Origin of the sequence: Streptococcus sp. IsoGale021, assembly GCF_031142795.1 — a bacterium.
GTDB classification, from domain to species: domain Bacteria; phylum Bacillota; class Bacilli; order Lactobacillales; family Streptococcaceae; genus Streptococcus; species Streptococcus hominis.
The window spans coordinates 213,208-228,112 of sequence record NZ_JAKZJH010000001.1; the positions used below are offsets into that span (position 1 = coordinate 213,208).

The window sequence follows — 14,905 nt, forward strand, 5'->3', positions numbered from 1 at the left end:
GAAAAAGTTTTCAGTTTTATTTATTATAACGTACGCAGTCAAAAATGGCAACAAAAATAAACAAAAGTTTCACTAGTGTCCTTTATTTTTTTCAAACAAAAGCCCCTCAACTACCAATCAAGGGGCCTATTCGCTATTGAACTAGTTCAAATGCCAAATTTCATCGTTATATTGAGCAATCGTACGGTCAGCAGAGAAGAAGCCTGCTTTTGCAATATTGACAAGAACTTTTTCAAGCCAAACATCACGGTCTTCATAATCCGCAAACATGCGTTCTTTTGTTTCGATATAATCTTCCAAGTCAAGAAGCGTCATGAACCAGTCTTTGTTGATCAATTCATTGTAAAGTCGTTCCAAGCGCTCTTTCTTACCAACTGCAAGAACGGCATCGCTGACAATGAAATCAACCAGCGGTTTGATTGCTTTACGAGCATAGAATTCACTTGACTTATAAGCTTCTTGGGCATACAAATCAATAACTGTTTCAGAATCTTCACCGAAGATATAAATATTGTCATCGCCGACTAATTCATGAATTTCAACATTCGCACCGTCTGAAGTACCAAGCGTTAAAGCACCATTTAGCATGAATTTCATGTTACCAGTACCTGAAGCTTCTTTAGAAGCAAGGGAAATTTGCTCAGAAATGTCACCGGCTGCAATTAAGAAGCTAGCTGCTGTTACATTATAGTTTTCAACCATAACGACTTGCAAGTACGGAGAAACTTCTGGGTCGTTAGCAATTACTTCTGACAAGCAAAGGATTAAATGAATAATATCTTGCGCAATCGTGTATGCTGGAGCAGCTTTCCCACCAAAGAAGACTGTAATTGGACGCGCAGGAATGTTTCCAGCCTTGATATCCAAGTATTTGTGAATGACATAAAGAGCATTCATTTGTTGGCGTTTATACTCGTGAAGACGTTTGATTTGGATATCAAAGATTGATTCAGGATTGATTTCAACACCTTGGTGCTCTTTCAAGTGACGAGCTAATTTCCGTTTGTTGTGAGCTTTGATTTTTTCAAGTTCAGCTTTCACATCAGCCTTACCAGAAAATTCAAGTAAGTCTTCTAATTTTGAAGCATCATGGTGCCAATCGCGACCAATCAAGCTATCAATGTAATTTGACAAGCGTGGATTTGCATGCATGAGCCAGCGACGGAAGGTGATTCCGTTTGTTTTATTGTTGAATTTTTCTGGATAAATATCGTAAAAGGCTTTGAGTTCTGAGTTTTTCAAGATTTCTGTATGAAGAGCAGCAACCCCATTGACACTATATCCATAGTGAATATCCATGTGAGCCATGTGCACACGATCGTGTTCATCAATGATTTGAACAGCTGGATCTACGTATTCAGCCTTCACGCGCTTATCCAATTCTTTGATGATTGGAACCAAGTGTGGAACAACTTCTTCCAAGAATTCAAGTGGCCATTTTTCAAGCGCTTCAGCAAGAATTGTGTGGTTTGTATAAGCCGTCATATTCTTAACGATATTGATTGCTTCATCAAGAGAAATGCCACGTTCTGTCAAGAGACGAATCATCTCTGGAATGACCATAGATGGGTGTGTATCGTTGATTTGGATAACAGCATAGTCAGCCAAGTCATGAAGATTGCTACCTTTTTCAATCGCTTCATCAATAATCAATTGTGCGCCATTTGACACCATAAAGTATTGTTGGAAGATACGGAGCAATTCACCTTGCTTATTACTATCATCTGGATAAAGGAATAGAGTCAAATTACGAGCAATATCTGTCTTATCAAAGTCAATCCCATCTTCAATGATACTTGCATCTACTGAGTCAAGGTCGAACAGACGAAGACGGTTTTTAGTAGCTGTTTTGTAACCAGGCACATCAATATCGTAAAGAGTTGATGTTAAAGTGAAATCAGCAAATGGTACTTGATAGCTACGGCTTGATTTTACTAACCAATTTTGCTCTGTCAACCAGAAGTTTGGTACTGTTGTTTGCTCATTATTTTTCAAAACTTGTTGGAAAAGACCAAAGTGATAGTTCAGACCTACACCGTCTCCATTCAAACCAAGTGTTGCGATAGAATCAAGGAAACAAGCAGCCAGACGTCCTAAACCACCATTACCAAGTGAAGGTTCTAATTCTACTTCTTCCACTTCAATCAAGTCTTTACCAGCATCTGCCAATTCTTTTTTGACATCATCATAAAGGCCAAGATTAATGAGGTTGTTTGACAACAGTTTTCCAATCAAAAATTCTGCTGAAATGTAATATAATTTCTTTTTACCAGTATTAACTGGCTTTTGTGCACTAGCCAATTTTGTATAGTTTAAAAGGGCAATATACAATTCTTCATTGCTACATTCAGCAATTTCCTTTTGATAAGTTTGTTGAATAAATTCTTGTAAATTCGACATTTTTTCTCCTACCTAGAAAAGAACGTTACAGTTCATTCTCTTTCTTTAATAATTTTTTATTTAAACGACGATATGTTTTCGTCAAGCTGTATAACTCTGCTTCAACCACAGGATCCAATTCTTCTGCTGTCATACGCCATGACCAATTGCCACCAATGCTTGAAGGATAGTTCATACGAGCTGAACCATCTAATTCTAGTAAATCTTGCATGGTCGCAATAGCCATAAAGCTGACAGAAGCAAAGATGGTTCGTAACATCGCATGAGGAACTGTTTCATATTCTTTACGATTGGTGTATTGAGCCATGTATTCACGTGTAGCATCATCAATCTCATCACGGTACCAACCAAGAACAGTATTGTTGTCGTGTGTCCCTGTGTACATGACAGAATTGTTAGGTGCAAGGTGGGGACTATCAATACTTTCAGAGTCTGGATTAAAGGCGAATTGAGTGACTTTCATACCAGGGAAACCAGTTTTTTCACGTAAAGCAATTACTTCGTCGGTCATAAAGCCCAAGTCCTCGGCGATGATGTTTAGTTCACCCAATTCTTCCTTCACAGCTTTAAACAAAGCGTAATCAGGGCCTTTCACCCATTTACCAGGAGCGGCTGTATCGGAGCCAGCAGGGATTTCCCAGTAAGATTCAAAGCCACGGAAGTGGTCAATGCGAACTACATCATAAATCTTGAAACTTTCACGTAACCGTTCAATCCACCAACTGTATCCGTCCTCGTCCATTGCTTTCCAGTCATAAATTGGATTTCCCCAAAGCTGACCGGTTGCAGAAAATTCATCTGGCGGGCATCCTGCTACACATGTTGGTTGACCTAGTGCATCTGTTTTAAAGAAATGAGGTTGTGCCCACACATCACAACTATCAGCTGCCACATAGATTGGCATATCGCCAACGATTTCAATATGATGTTCGTTAGCATAATTTTTCAATTCTAACCATTGTTTGAAGAAGAGATATTGCGTAACACGATGATAGGTCAATCGATCAGCTAGCTTTTCGCGATAAGTTGCCAAGCTAGACGCTTCACGACGACGTACCGCTGCATCTGGCCATTCCGTCCAAGCTTTCAAGTCGAAATGCTCTTTAATCGCCATGTATTCAACAAATACTTCAAGCCAAGACGCATTATCTGCTACAAATTTTTCATAAGCCGCTAAATCTCCGCGTTCTAAGAAACGTTTCACAGCTTTTTCTAAAACCGGTCTACGATTGTTGAAAACTTTCGCATAATCTACTTTTCTTGGATCTTGTCCAAAGTCTAAACCGTCAAGCTCACTTTCAGTAAGTAGACCCTCTTCAATCAGTCGGTCAAAATCAATAAAATGTGTATTCCCCGCAAATGCAGAGAATGATTGGTAAGGAGAATCTCCATAACTGGTCGTGCCCAAAGGCAAAATTTGCCAATAGCGTTGCTTTGTTCTTACCAAGAAATCCACAAAATCGTAAGCACTTTTCCCAAATGAGCCGATTCCGTATTTTCCTGGAAGAGAAGAAATATGCATGAGAACACCACTTTGACGCTCTTTCATCTTATCACCTCAATAAATTTTTCTGTTAAATTTTGCATTCATTTAACGAAAACGTTTGCGTTGATTTGATTATAACTTAATTCCGACATGTGTGCAACCATTTTTCTAGTTTTTTTGTAAATTTTTAAAATATTTTGGACAATTGAATCATTTTTTTCTATATTTTATCAAGATTTTTGGAGTGGAAAATATAAAATTTTCAAGATTTTTTAAAAAAGTGTTGCAACCGTTTTCTGTTTGTGGTATACTAAGTATAGTTTAAGAAAACGTTTGCGTAAACTATTTTAAATTGTTATCTTATTATTTTATTCTTTAGGAGGAATAAATCATGAAACGTAAAATGTTGAAAAGTGCTGCAGTTCTTGGAACTGTAGGGTTGGCTAGCTTGCTTTTAGTAGCTTGCGGAAGTAAAACAAGTAATTCTTCTTCTAGCGACGGCAAGAACATTACAACCTACGTAGAAAAACAATACGAAGGCTACATGAAGAAAGCTGCTGCTGCTTTTGAAAAAGAAACTGGTACAAAAGTTACTATTAAGACAGGTGACCAACTTAAAGGTCTCGAAAATCTTTCACTTGACAACCAATCTGGCAAGGCTCCAGACGTTATGATGTCTCCATATGACCGCGTAGGTAGTCTCGGTTCGGACGGTCAACTTTCAGAAGTGAAACTTGACAAAGGTTCAATGACTGATGACACAACAAAAGCACTCGTAACTACAAAAGGTAAGACTTATGGCGCACCTGCTGTTATCGAAACATTAGTAATGTACTACAATAAAGACCTTGTTTCTAAAGCTCCAACTACATTTGCTGAATTAGAAGAACTAGCAAAAGACAGCAAATATGCTTTTGCTAGCGAAAATGGCAAAACAACTGGTTTCCTTGCTGACTGGACAAACTTCTACTACACTTATGGTCTGTTAGCGGGTAATGGTGGATATGTCTTTGGTAAGAACGGTACTGATCCTAAAGACATTGGACTTGCAAATGACGGTTCTATCAAAGGTGTTGAATACGCTAAAACTTGGTATGCAAAATGGCCAAAAGGAATGCAAGATACTAAAGGTGCCGCAAACTTAATTCAAACTCAATTCCAATCAGGTAAAACAGCTGCTATCATTGAAGGCCCTTGGAAAGCCGCATCATTCAAAGAAGCTAAAGTGAACTATGGTGTTGCCACTATTCCTACACTTCCAAATGGTAAAAACTATCAAACCTTTGGTGGTGGTAAAGCTTGGGTCATCCCTGCAGGATCTAAAAATACCAAAGCAGCTCAAAAGTTTGTTAACTTCTTGACTTCGACTGAACAACAAAAAGCTTTCTATGATGCTACAAACGAAGTACCTGCAAACACAGAGGCTCGTAAATACGCTGAAGGAAAAAATGATGAATTGACTTCAGCTGTTATTAAACAATTCCAATCTGCTCAACCTATGCCAAATATCTCTGAAATGAGTACTGTATGGGATCCAGCAGCAAGTATGCTCTTTGATGCTGTAAGTGGTAAAAAAGATACTAAAACCGCTGTAAATGATGCCGTTAAATTGATTAAAGATACTATCAATCAAAAATTTGGTAAAAAATAAAACAGATTGAGGTAGGATAGAACTCGATTGGCAGCACCAGTCGAGTTCTATATTTTAGAAAAAGGAGACTCTGATGACTACACAACAACAGCCACGTAAAGCATTGCTGCTCTCCCTCATCCCAGGACTTGGGCAAATTTATAATAAACAAAAAGCAAAAGGGGCTATCTTTTTAGGAGTTACCATCTTATTTTTGATTTACTTTTTCGCCATTGCTGCTCCTGAGTTAGGAAACTTAATTACTCTCGGTGAGGTGCCTGGACGCGATAACTCTCTTTTCATGTTGATTCGTGGTGCATTCCACTTTATTCTTGTCATTGTTTATTTCATCTTTTATGCTCTCAATTTAAAAGATGCTTATACTATTGCGAAACGTTGGAATAATGATTATCCAGTTCCTACGACTTTCAAAGATATGTTAAAAGGAATTTACGCTAATGGTTTTCCTTACCTATTGATTATTCCTTCATATATTGCAATGACTTTTGCTATCATTTTCCCTGTATTGGTCACTCTTTTAATCGCCTTTACAAACTATGATTTCCAACATTTGCCTCCAACCAAGCTCTTGGATTGGGTTGGCGTGACAAACTTCACTAATATTTGGCGACTTAGCACTTTCCGTTCTGCTTTTGGAGCCGTTCTTGGTTGGACTATTATCTGGGCACTGACTGCCTCAACTGTCCAAATCGTTATTGGTATTTTTACCGCTATTATTGCAAACCAACCATTTATTAAAGGAAAACGCATTTTCGGCGTTATCTTCCTACTGCCTTGGGCTGTCCCAGCATTTATCACTATCTTAACTTTCAGTAACATGTTCAACGATAGTATCGGTGCGATCAATACCCAAGTCATTCCGCTTCTTGGTAAAGTTTTGCCATTCTTAAATGGACATCTGATTCCTTGGAAAACAGATCCAACCTGGACTAAAATTGCTCTAATTATGATGCAAGGTTGGCTTGGATTCCCTTACATCTATGTATTGACACTTGGTATCTTGCAATCCATTCCAAACGATCTTTACGAAGCAGCTTACATTGATGGTGCAAATGCATGGCAAAAATTCCGCAATATCACTTTCCCAATGATTTTAGCAGTTGCTGCCCCTACACTCATCAGTCAGTATACTTTCAACTTCAACAACTTCTCTATCATGTACCTCTTTAATGATGGCGGTCCTGGTACAGTTGGTGGTGGTGCAGGTTCGACTGACATCCTCATTTCATGGATTTATCGTTTAACGACAGGTGCAGCTCCTCAATACTCAATGGCTGCTGCGGTAACACTTATCATTTCTCTTATCGTGATTTCAATCTCCATGATTGCGTTCAAGAAACTACATGCATTTGATATGGAGGATGTGTAAGATGAATAATTCTATTAAATTTAAACGCCGTTTAAACCACTTCCTAACTTATTTCTATTTAGTGGCTTTATCTATTATCATTATCTATCCTCTCTTGATCACGATTATGTCCGCTTTCAAGACAGGGAATGTCCTTGCGTTCAAGTTGGATACTGATATTAATTTCAGTTTTGAAAACTTTAGCAAGCTCTTTACCGAAACTCTATACGGTACTTGGTACTTTAACACCTTAATCATTGCCATCTTGACAATGATTATCCAAACAAGTATAGTTGTACTAGCTGGTTACGCTTATAGCCGTTATAATTTCCTCGCTAGAAAACAAAGTTTGGTTTTCTTCTTAATCATTCAAATGGTACCAACAATGGCAGCCCTTACTGCCTTCTTCGTTATGGCTTTGATGTTAAATGCGCTCAACCACAGTTGGTTCCTCATCTTCCTTTATGTCGGCGGTGGTATCCCAATGAACGCTTGGCTCATGAAAGGGTACTTTGATACTGTACCTATCTCGCTTGATGAGTCCGCTAAATTGGACGGTGCTGGTCACTTCAGACGCTTCTGGCAAATTGTACTGCCACTCGTTCGTCCAATGATTGCTGTACAAGCTCTCTGGGCTTTCATGGGACCATTCGGAGACTATATCTTATCTAGTTTCTTACTTCGTGAAAAAGAATTCTATACAGTTGCTGTTGGTTTACAAACCTTTGTTAGTGATGTGAAGAATTTGAAGATTGCCTACTTCTCAGCAGGTGCTATCTTGATTGCCTTGCCAATCTGTATCTTATTCTTCTTCCTACAAAAGAACTTTGTATCTGGTTTAACAAGTGGTGGCGACAAGGGATAATCTTGTCCCACCCTCTTTTATTTATAGTTGTATGATAGCTAATAAATTTAATTTTATTAGCTATCACCTGATTATAATTTTTTAGAAAGAAACGCTTATGTTACCTTATCCATTTAATTATTTTTCCAGTATTTATGGTTTTAAAAAGCCTTTTGCTAATCGGAAATTGCTGACATGGTTTCAGCTGATTTTCACTAGTGTCTTTTTAATTTCCTTATCCATGATACCAATTGCGATTCAAAATTCTTCACTCAAAAGTTACCCACTCACCACTTTTGTAGACGGTGTTTTTGACTCGCTAACAAAAGAAACGATGGCTGATATTGCAGAGAACGCTAAAATAGAAAATCATCAATTTAGCTATTCTGGCCAGCAAGCAACTCACAATAGCAAAACGGGAACTGTCCTTCTTGGAAAAGAGAATACAACCTTAGAAGAAAAGTTAACGCTTGCTTTTGAGCCAAAGCAATTGGTTATTAGTAAAAAAGGAAGAAAACTAGCAGAAATTCAATACCAGCATATTAATCAAGCTGCTTTGAAAGATAAAGCCGCTCTGAGTGCTGCCATTTCTCAAGACTGGTTCCAACAAAATCGTGTGACAGTCAGTCTATTTTTGGTTCTGATTTCAGGATTTCTATTGGCATTAAACTTCTTTATTGTCCTTCTAGGTGCTACTTTTTTCCTTTATTTAACGAAAAAATCCCGTCTCTTCTCCTTTAAAACAGTCAAAGAATGCTATCACTTTGCTTTGAACTGTTTGGGATTGCCAACTTTGATTGCTGTTGCAGCAGGGTTATTGTTCGGTCAAGCCATGACCACTATGATTACCATTCAGAACATTCTTTTTGTTCTTTATCTCGTCATTATTTTCTATCGGACACATTTCCGTGATGAAAAAATGAAAAAGTAGGAGGTTTTTTATGCGAGTTACTATTAAAGAAGTTGCTAAATTGGCAGGAGTTTCGCCTTCTACCGTTACCCGTGTGATTCAAAACAAATCCAGCATTAGCGATGAAACAAAAAAAAGAGTCCGCAAGGCTATGAAAGAATTGAATTATCACCCTAATCTCAATGCACGTAGTCTTGTTAGCAGTTACACACAAGTCATTGGGATTGTTTTACCTGATGATTCAGACACTTTTTATCAAAATCCGTTCTTTCCTTCTGTTTTCCGCGGAATTGCTCAGGTGGCTTCCGAGCATCACTACGCTATCCAAATTGCAACCGGAAAAAATGAAAAGGAACGCATGGAAGCTATTTCCCAAATGGTTCTTGGCAAACGAGTAGACGGACTCATCTTTCTCTACTCTCAAGAAAATGATCCACTAGTGAAAATGGTCAGTGAAGAACAATTTCCTTTCTTAATTTTAGGAAAATCGCTTTCTCCGTTTATTCCTTTGGTGGATAATGACAATATCCAAGCTGGATATGATGCAACAGAATATTTTATCAAAAAAGACTGCCACAATATTGCTTTTATTGGTGGTAACAAAAGACTATTTGTAACGCAAGATCGCTATAAAGGGTATCAAAAAGCACTAGAGGATTATCACTTAGAGCTTGACCCTCAAAATACAGCCTTTGCAAATGAATTTTTGGAAGACAAAGGATATCAATTTACCAAGCGCCTTCTCAGTCATGATACAAAAATTGATGCTATTATCACAACAGATAGTATGCTGGCAGAAGGAGTTTGTAATTATTTAAATGAAAATCAATTGTCTGTTCCCACTCTAGCCTTTGACTCTATTAAACCCAAACTTGATTTAACAGCTTATGTAGACATTAACACATTAGAGCTAGGGCGGGTTTCGTTCAAGACTATTCTACAAATTATCAATGATACCAAAGAAAATCGACAAATTTGCTATCGCCAATTGATTCCACATCGCATTATCGAACGATAAAGAAAGGAAGTTTATGGCTTTCCGAACATTCCAAGCCTATTTAGATGACCAAAATCTCATCACTATTGAGTTAGAAAAACAATTTTATGCCGAACCATTACAATTTACAATTGAAATGGTTGATTGTGCAGAAACTTTACGGATAAGAGCTGTAGGAGAACATGACAACTTCGTGCAATACCGTCTTGCTCCTCTTGAGCCGTTAGATTTAACCAGTCATTATTGGATTTACGACCAAGATCGCAATAAAACTTTCTTACAATTTCGCCATATTGTGAGAAAACCGATTTTTGACCAAACATTTGCCTACAACGGAAGCGATTTAGGGGCTCATTATACTCCTAAAGTAACGACTTTTAAACTCTGGGCTCCTATTTCCGAGCAAGTATTGCTTCATTTGCAAAATGACATTTACCCAATGATGCTCGGAGAAAAAGGAGTTTGGCAAGCAGAAGTCTCTGGAGATTTTGATGGGGCGGCTTATTACTATCTACACAAAGTGAATGGTCATTGGGTGGAAGTACACGATCCTTATGCCTTATCTTCAGAAAGCAATTCTGGCGTTAGTTATGTTGTCAATCCAGAGAAAATTACTCGCCCAATTCACCGAGCAGCAACACAAATTCCAATAACAAAAGCTGTTATCTACGAGATGAGTGTGCGAGATTTTTCCATGCAAAAAGAAGCCGAGTTTTCTTACCCTGGTAAATTCAAATCCCTAACAGAGTCTCCGCAATTGCAAGAGCATACTTTAGGAATGGATTACATCAAACAGCTTGGAGTAACCCACATTCAGCTCATGCCTTTGTATGATTTTGGCAGTGTTGATGAAAATCACCCAGAACTCGTGTATAACTGGGGCTACGACCCTATGCAATACAATCTTCCTGACGGTAGCTTTGCAACGAATCCACATGATCCTTATACAAGAATCGTTGAATTGCAAGAAGCAATCGCTACTTATCATCAAGCCGACATTAGTGTTATCATGGACGTCGTTTACAATCATGTCTACGATTCCCAAACCTATGCTTTTGAAAAAATCGTCCCAGGCTATTTCTTCCGCTACGATCACAACGGCAATTTGACAAATGGGACTTTCTGTGGGAACGATGTAGCAAGTGAGCGGGCAATGGTTCGTAGCTATATTAAGCATTCCCTCAAACAATGGCTAACTCTTTATGGAATGGATGGCTTCCGCTTTGACCTCATGGGTATTCTAGATATGGAAACCATGAAGCAGATTGCAGAGGAATTGAAATTTCTTTATCCAAATGTTTATTTGTATGGAGAAGGGTGGCGTATGGCTACCGGACTGGATAGCAATCGACTTGCACATCAATTCAACGCCGCTCAATTACCAAACTATGGTTTTTTCAGCGACCACTTCCGCAATACAATCAAAGAAACGATTTTAGAAGGCAGTCAAATCCAAGATCCTAAACCAATAGATACAATAGAAAATGTATTGACGGCTAATGTTGGATTAACGGAAACAGCACATTTTATTGCACCCCAGCAAGCTATCAACTACGTAGAATGCCATGATGATGCAACGGCTTTTGATTATTTTGCAATTAAAAAGCCAGATATCTCTCTAAATAAGCGGTTAGCAGATGCACGACTTGCTTTGCATATTACTTTGTTAGCTCAGGGAGTACCATTCATCCATAGCGGGCAAGAGTTTTTCCGCAGTAAAAACCTCATGGATAATACTTATAATGCTCCAGACACCATCAACCGTCTTGATTGGCTACGCTCCATTGAATATGAGAAAGACGTAGATTTTATTCGCCAGTTAGTCCAATTCAGAAAAGCAAATCCGCTCCTCAGTTTGGAAACAAGAACAGAAATTAAAGATTACTGTTCTGTCGAATGGCTAACTGATTCTGTGGTCGAATATAAAATTAAAGAAAAAGAAGATCAAATCACAATCCTCATTAACTTTGGAAACGAAGCATTTAGCTATCCAAATCAGGATAAACAAGCTATCTTCATCCAATATCCAAAAATCAACCTTGATACCCCCATTCAGGAAATCCAAAAACAATATACTGTTCCTGCAAAACAAGTTCTCGTACTTAAATAATCGTAACATCTGTTTTATTTGTCTCGCACTAAAAACCACGAGACGGACTGAAAGTCACATAACAAAAAACAATCAGATTGGCTAAACAAGCCAATCTGATATTTTATTCTTCTACGAAACGTCCAAGAATGTGAACATTATCTGCTACCGATACAAAAGCATGCGGATCAGTTTTACGCATAATATGTTTAAATTCATTAAATTCAGCACGCGTAATGACTGTAATCAAAACAGTCTTTTTTTCATGATTGTAAGTTCCTTCTGCACCATTAACCATGGTTGCACCACGATGCAATTTGTTATGAATTTTATCAACAACTTCTTCGGGATGACTGGTAATAATCATCGCCTGCATCTTCTTTTGCTTAGTAAAGACTGCATCTGTCACACGGCTTGACACAAAAATCGTAATCATCGAATATAGTGCATATTTCCAGCCGAAAGTCACACCGGCAATAATCATAATCATGCCATTGACCATAAAGGAAATATTTCCCACATTTCTGCCGGTTTTCTTCCGAACTGTCAAGCTGACAATATCCGTCCCACCACTAGAAATATTGGAACGCAAAGCAAAGCCGATTCCCATTCCCATGATGACCCCACCAAACAAGGCATTGATAATCGGGTCATTTGTTAAACTCACTTCAGGAACAAACTGGATAAACAGCGAGCTCATGGAAACGGTTATAAAAGTAAATACCGTAAACTTGTGCCCAATTTGATACCAAGCCAAAATCATCAGCGGGATATTGATGAGGTAGAAAGTCACAGAAACCGGAATAGTAAATCCTAAAAAACGTGTACTTAAAGCAGCTAAAATCTGTGCCAATCCAGTCGCACCACTTGAATAAACATGTCCCGGTTGAAAGAAAAGATTCACTGCAACCGCAGATAGAAAACCATAAATGAGCGAAGCAGAAATCTTTTCATCGTACTTCTCACGAGAAATACTCTTAAGTACTCGTATCAACTTAAAATCATAGGCTAGACGGCGCAAATAATAACGCAATCGTTTGTAAATCTTACTTTTCTTCATGAGTTTCTACTTGTAAACTTAATTCTTCAAGTTGTTTGGCGTCAACTATGCTTGGTGCCTGAGTCATTGGATCACTTGCTTTGTTGTTTTTAGGGAAAGCAATCACTTCGCGGATATTTTCCTCGCCAGCCAGCAACATGACAAAGCGATCGAGTCCAATTGCCAGTCCACCATGTGGCGGGAAACCATAATCCATTGCTTCTAGCAAGAAACCGAATTGATCAGTAGCTTCTTCTTCAGAAAAACCAAGGGCTTTAAACATTCGTTCTTGCAAATCTTTGTGGTTAATACGAAGACTTCCACCCCCCAATTCATAACCATTCAAGACAATATCATAAGCAATAGCACGAACCTTGCTCAAATCACCTTCTAATTCATGAGCTGTGTCCGCTTGTGGAAGAGTGAATGGATGGTGCGCACTCATGTAACGACCTTCTTCTTCCGACCATTCAAACATTGGCCAATCCACAACCCAAAGGTAATTAAATTTCGATTCATCAATCAAGCCCAACTCTTTTGCCAAACGTATACGCAAAGCACCTAGTGCCGCATTGACAACTTCCAGTGTATCCGCTACAAAAAGAACCAAATCATTGTCTTCAAGCTGTAAAGCATCTGTCAAGTCACTTGTCAAGTCTTTCAAAAACTTAGCAACTGGTCCATTTAGTTCACCTGATGCCACTTTCACCCAAGCAAGTCCTTTTGCTCCATACTGTTTTGCTTGCTCTGTCAACTTATCTATATCTTTTCGCGAATAGCTGTCAGCTGCATTTTTCACAACAATAGCTTTAACAGCTGGTGCTTCTGAGAAAACTTTGAAGTCAATTCCCTTGACAAGATCTGTCAAGTCTTGCAATAGCATCTCAAAACGTGTATCTGGTTTATCACTTCCATACAAAGCCATTGCATCATCATATTTCATTCGTGGGAATGGTAGTCTAACCTCAATCCCCTTCGTTTCTTTCATCACTCGAGCAATCAAGCCTTCTGTAATATCTTGAATTTCTTGATCAGATAGGAAAGAAGTTTCTAAGTCAACTTGTGTAAACTCTGGTTGACGGTCTCCACGCAAATCCTCATCACGGAAGCATTTTACAATTTGATAATACCGATCAAATCCAGCATTCATCAACAGTTGCTTGGTAATTTGAGGACTTTGTGGCAGAGCATAGAAATGACCTTGGTTCACTCGACTTGGTACCAAATAATCACGCGCCCCTTCTGGAGTTGACTTAGTAAGGAACGGCGTTTCCACATCAATAAATTCTAACTCATCCAAGTAATTGCGGATAGAATGTGTTACCTTAGCTCGCAATTTCAAATTTGCCAACATTTCAGGACGACGAAGGTCTAAATAACGGTAACGGAGACGGGTATCATCATTCGCTTCAATACCGTCTTTGATTTCAAATGGAGTCGTTTTGGCCGTATTGAGAACTGTCAGATTCTCCACGTGTAGTTCAACAGCTCCCGTTGCCAATTTATCATTCGCCTGCGTACGGGCTTCTACTTTTCCAGTCACTTCAATCACATATTCGCTTCGTAAACTTTCAGCGATTTCCATGACTTCTTTAGCCACATTTTCAGGATTGATAACTAGCTGCATGATGCCTTCACGGTCGCGCAAATCAATGAAAATCAACCCTCCCAAGTCACGACGACGGGACACCCAACCTTTCAAAGTGATTTCTTGACCAACATGTTCACTACGAACACGCCCAGCATACATTGAACGTTTCATTTTTATTCTCCAAACTTTTAATTCTTTTACTATTTTACCACAAAAGCGATGAAAAAGAAGATATGCTTTTTAAAAACTTCATATCTTAACGTAATATTTTCACAAAAGAAGATGACGACTCACTTCTTATTCTCTTTGTCATATAATTCGGGGTGCAAAACCTTGACTACATAACTTGATGCTAAGCGCAATAGCCCTGCTGCCAAGCCAAAAATCGGTGCTAAAAACCGAAAAAAGAAATCCCCTCTTACAAAATAGGCAATTCCTCCTATAATCAAAAAAACAATTAGAAACTGAATTACAGACGGAATGATTATTTTTTTCATTATTCTCTCCACTTCTACTTCAACGTTCTACTATGTTATGAGAGAAAAAAGCC

The 14,905-nt window shown here is 38.5% G+C and carries 11 protein-coding genes; 6 read left to right on the forward strand and 5 right to left on the reverse strand.

The features are described from left to right. Window positions 1–141: 141 nt before the first annotated feature. Both glgP and malQ read right to left on the reverse strand, forming a co-directional pair. A complete protein-coding gene (gene glgP, locus RG565_RS01175; RefSeq protein ID WP_247936884.1) occupies window positions 142–2,400 on the reverse strand; it encodes a glycogen/starch/alpha-glucan family phosphorylase in 2,259 nt (752 codons plus the stop codon). A 25-nt stretch (window positions 2,401–2,425) separates the two neighbouring features. After that, window positions 2,426–3,949 (reverse strand): 4-alpha-glucanotransferase, encoded by a 1,524-nt coding sequence (malQ, locus tag RG565_RS01180; protein WP_247936885.1) that lies wholly within the window; start codon window positions 3,947–3,949, stop codon window positions 2,426–2,428. 328 nt (window positions 3,950–4,277) lie between these two features. Between malQ and RG565_RS01185 the strand changes: the two genes are divergently transcribed. The 6 genes from RG565_RS01185 (at window position 4,278) to pulA (ending at window position 11,746) form a co-directional block, all read left to right on the forward strand. After that, window positions 4,278–5,537 carry an extracellular solute-binding protein gene (locus RG565_RS01185; RefSeq protein WP_247936886.1) on the forward strand — a complete coding sequence of 420 codons (1,260 nt, stop codon included), beginning with the start codon at window positions 4,278–4,280 and terminating at the stop codon, window positions 5,535–5,537. A gap of 73 nt (window positions 5,538–5,610) precedes the next feature. Further along, window positions 5,611–6,906 (forward strand): sugar ABC transporter permease, encoded by a 1,296-nt coding sequence (locus tag RG565_RS01190; RefSeq protein WP_022526080.1) that lies wholly within the window; start codon window positions 5,611–5,613, stop codon window positions 6,904–6,906. 1 nt (window position 6,907) lies between these two features. Further along, window positions 6,908–7,750 (forward strand): sugar ABC transporter permease, encoded by an 843-nt coding sequence (locus tag RG565_RS01195; RefSeq protein ID WP_049514631.1) that lies wholly within the window; start codon window positions 6,908–6,910, stop codon window positions 7,748–7,750. 97 nt (window positions 7,751–7,847) lie between these two features. After that, window positions 7,848–8,660: a DUF1189 domain-containing protein gene (locus RG565_RS01200; protein ID WP_151380367.1), complete on the forward strand. Its 813-nt coding sequence runs from the start codon at window positions 7,848–7,850 to the stop codon at window positions 8,658–8,660. 10 nt (window positions 8,661–8,670) lie between these two features. After that, window positions 8,671–9,657: a LacI family DNA-binding transcriptional regulator gene (locus RG565_RS01205; protein ID WP_247936887.1), complete on the forward strand. Its 987-nt coding sequence runs from the start codon at window positions 8,671–8,673 to the stop codon at window positions 9,655–9,657. A gap of 13 nt (window positions 9,658–9,670) precedes the next feature. Beyond that, on the forward strand, window positions 9,671–11,746 hold the full coding sequence (gene pulA / locus RG565_RS01210; RefSeq protein WP_247936888.1) for a type I pullulanase: 2,076 nt from the start codon (window positions 9,671–9,673) through the stop codon (window positions 11,744–11,746). Window positions 11,747–11,849: 103 nt separating this feature from the next. Here pulA and RG565_RS01215 read toward each other — a convergent pair whose 3' ends face one another. The 3 genes from RG565_RS01215 to RG565_RS01225 form a co-directional block, all read right to left on the reverse strand. Beyond that, the gene (locus RG565_RS01215; RefSeq protein WP_003027823.1) at window positions 11,850–12,785 is read right to left on the reverse strand and encodes a YitT family protein; all 936 of its coding nucleotides are present in this window, start codon (window positions 12,783–12,785) and stop codon (window positions 11,850–11,852) included. After that, on the reverse strand, window positions 12,772–14,526 hold the full coding sequence (aspS, locus tag RG565_RS01220) for an aspartate--tRNA ligase (RefSeq protein WP_247936889.1): 1,755 nt from the start codon (window positions 14,524–14,526) through the stop codon (window positions 12,772–12,774). Before aspS ends, RG565_RS01215 begins: the two co-directional genes overlap by 14 nt. 119 nt (window positions 14,527–14,645) lie before the next feature. Continuing rightward, window positions 14,646–14,852, reverse strand: coding sequence for a hypothetical protein (locus tag RG565_RS01225; RefSeq protein ID WP_247936890.1), 207 nt, complete (start codon window positions 14,850–14,852; stop codon window positions 14,646–14,648). Window positions 14,853–14,905: the final 53 nt, after the last annotated feature.

Bases quoted from the DNA above. Each gene is read 5' to 3' on its own strand.
- RG565_RS01205 (WP_247936887.1), top strand. From the start codon at position 8,671: ATGCGAGTTACTATTAAAGAAGTTGCTAAATTGGCAGGAGTTTCGCCT.
- RG565_RS01215 (WP_003027823.1), bottom strand. From the start codon at position 12,785: ATGAAGAAAAGTAAGATTTACAAACGATTGCGTTATTATTTGCGCCGT.
- RG565_RS01185 (WP_247936886.1), top strand. From the start codon at position 4,278: ATGAAACGTAAAATGTTGAAAAGTGCTGCAGTTCTTGGAACTGTAGGG.
- RG565_RS01225 (WP_247936890.1), bottom strand. From the start codon at position 14,852: ATGAAAAAAATAATCATTCCGTCTGTAATTCAGTTTCTAATTGTTTTT.
- malQ (WP_247936885.1), bottom strand. From the start codon at position 3,949: ATGAAAGAGCGTCAAAGTGGTGTTCTCATGCATATTTCTTCTCTTCCA.
- glgP (WP_247936884.1), bottom strand. From the start codon at position 2,400: ATGTCGAATTTACAAGAATTTATTCAACAAACTTATCAAAAGGAAATT.
- RG565_RS01200 (WP_151380367.1), top strand. From the start codon at position 7,848: ATGTTACCTTATCCATTTAATTATTTTTCCAGTATTTATGGTTTTAAA.
- RG565_RS01190 (WP_022526080.1), top strand. From the start codon at position 5,611: ATGACTACACAACAACAGCCACGTAAAGCATTGCTGCTCTCCCTCATC.
- pulA (WP_247936888.1), top strand. From the start codon at position 9,671: ATGGCTTTCCGAACATTCCAAGCCTATTTAGATGACCAAAATCTCATC.
- RG565_RS01195 (WP_049514631.1), top strand. From the start codon at position 6,908: ATGAATAATTCTATTAAATTTAAACGCCGTTTAAACCACTTCCTAACT.
- aspS (WP_247936889.1), bottom strand. From the start codon at position 14,526: ATGAAACGTTCAATGTATGCTGGGCGTGTTCGTAGTGAACATGTTGGT.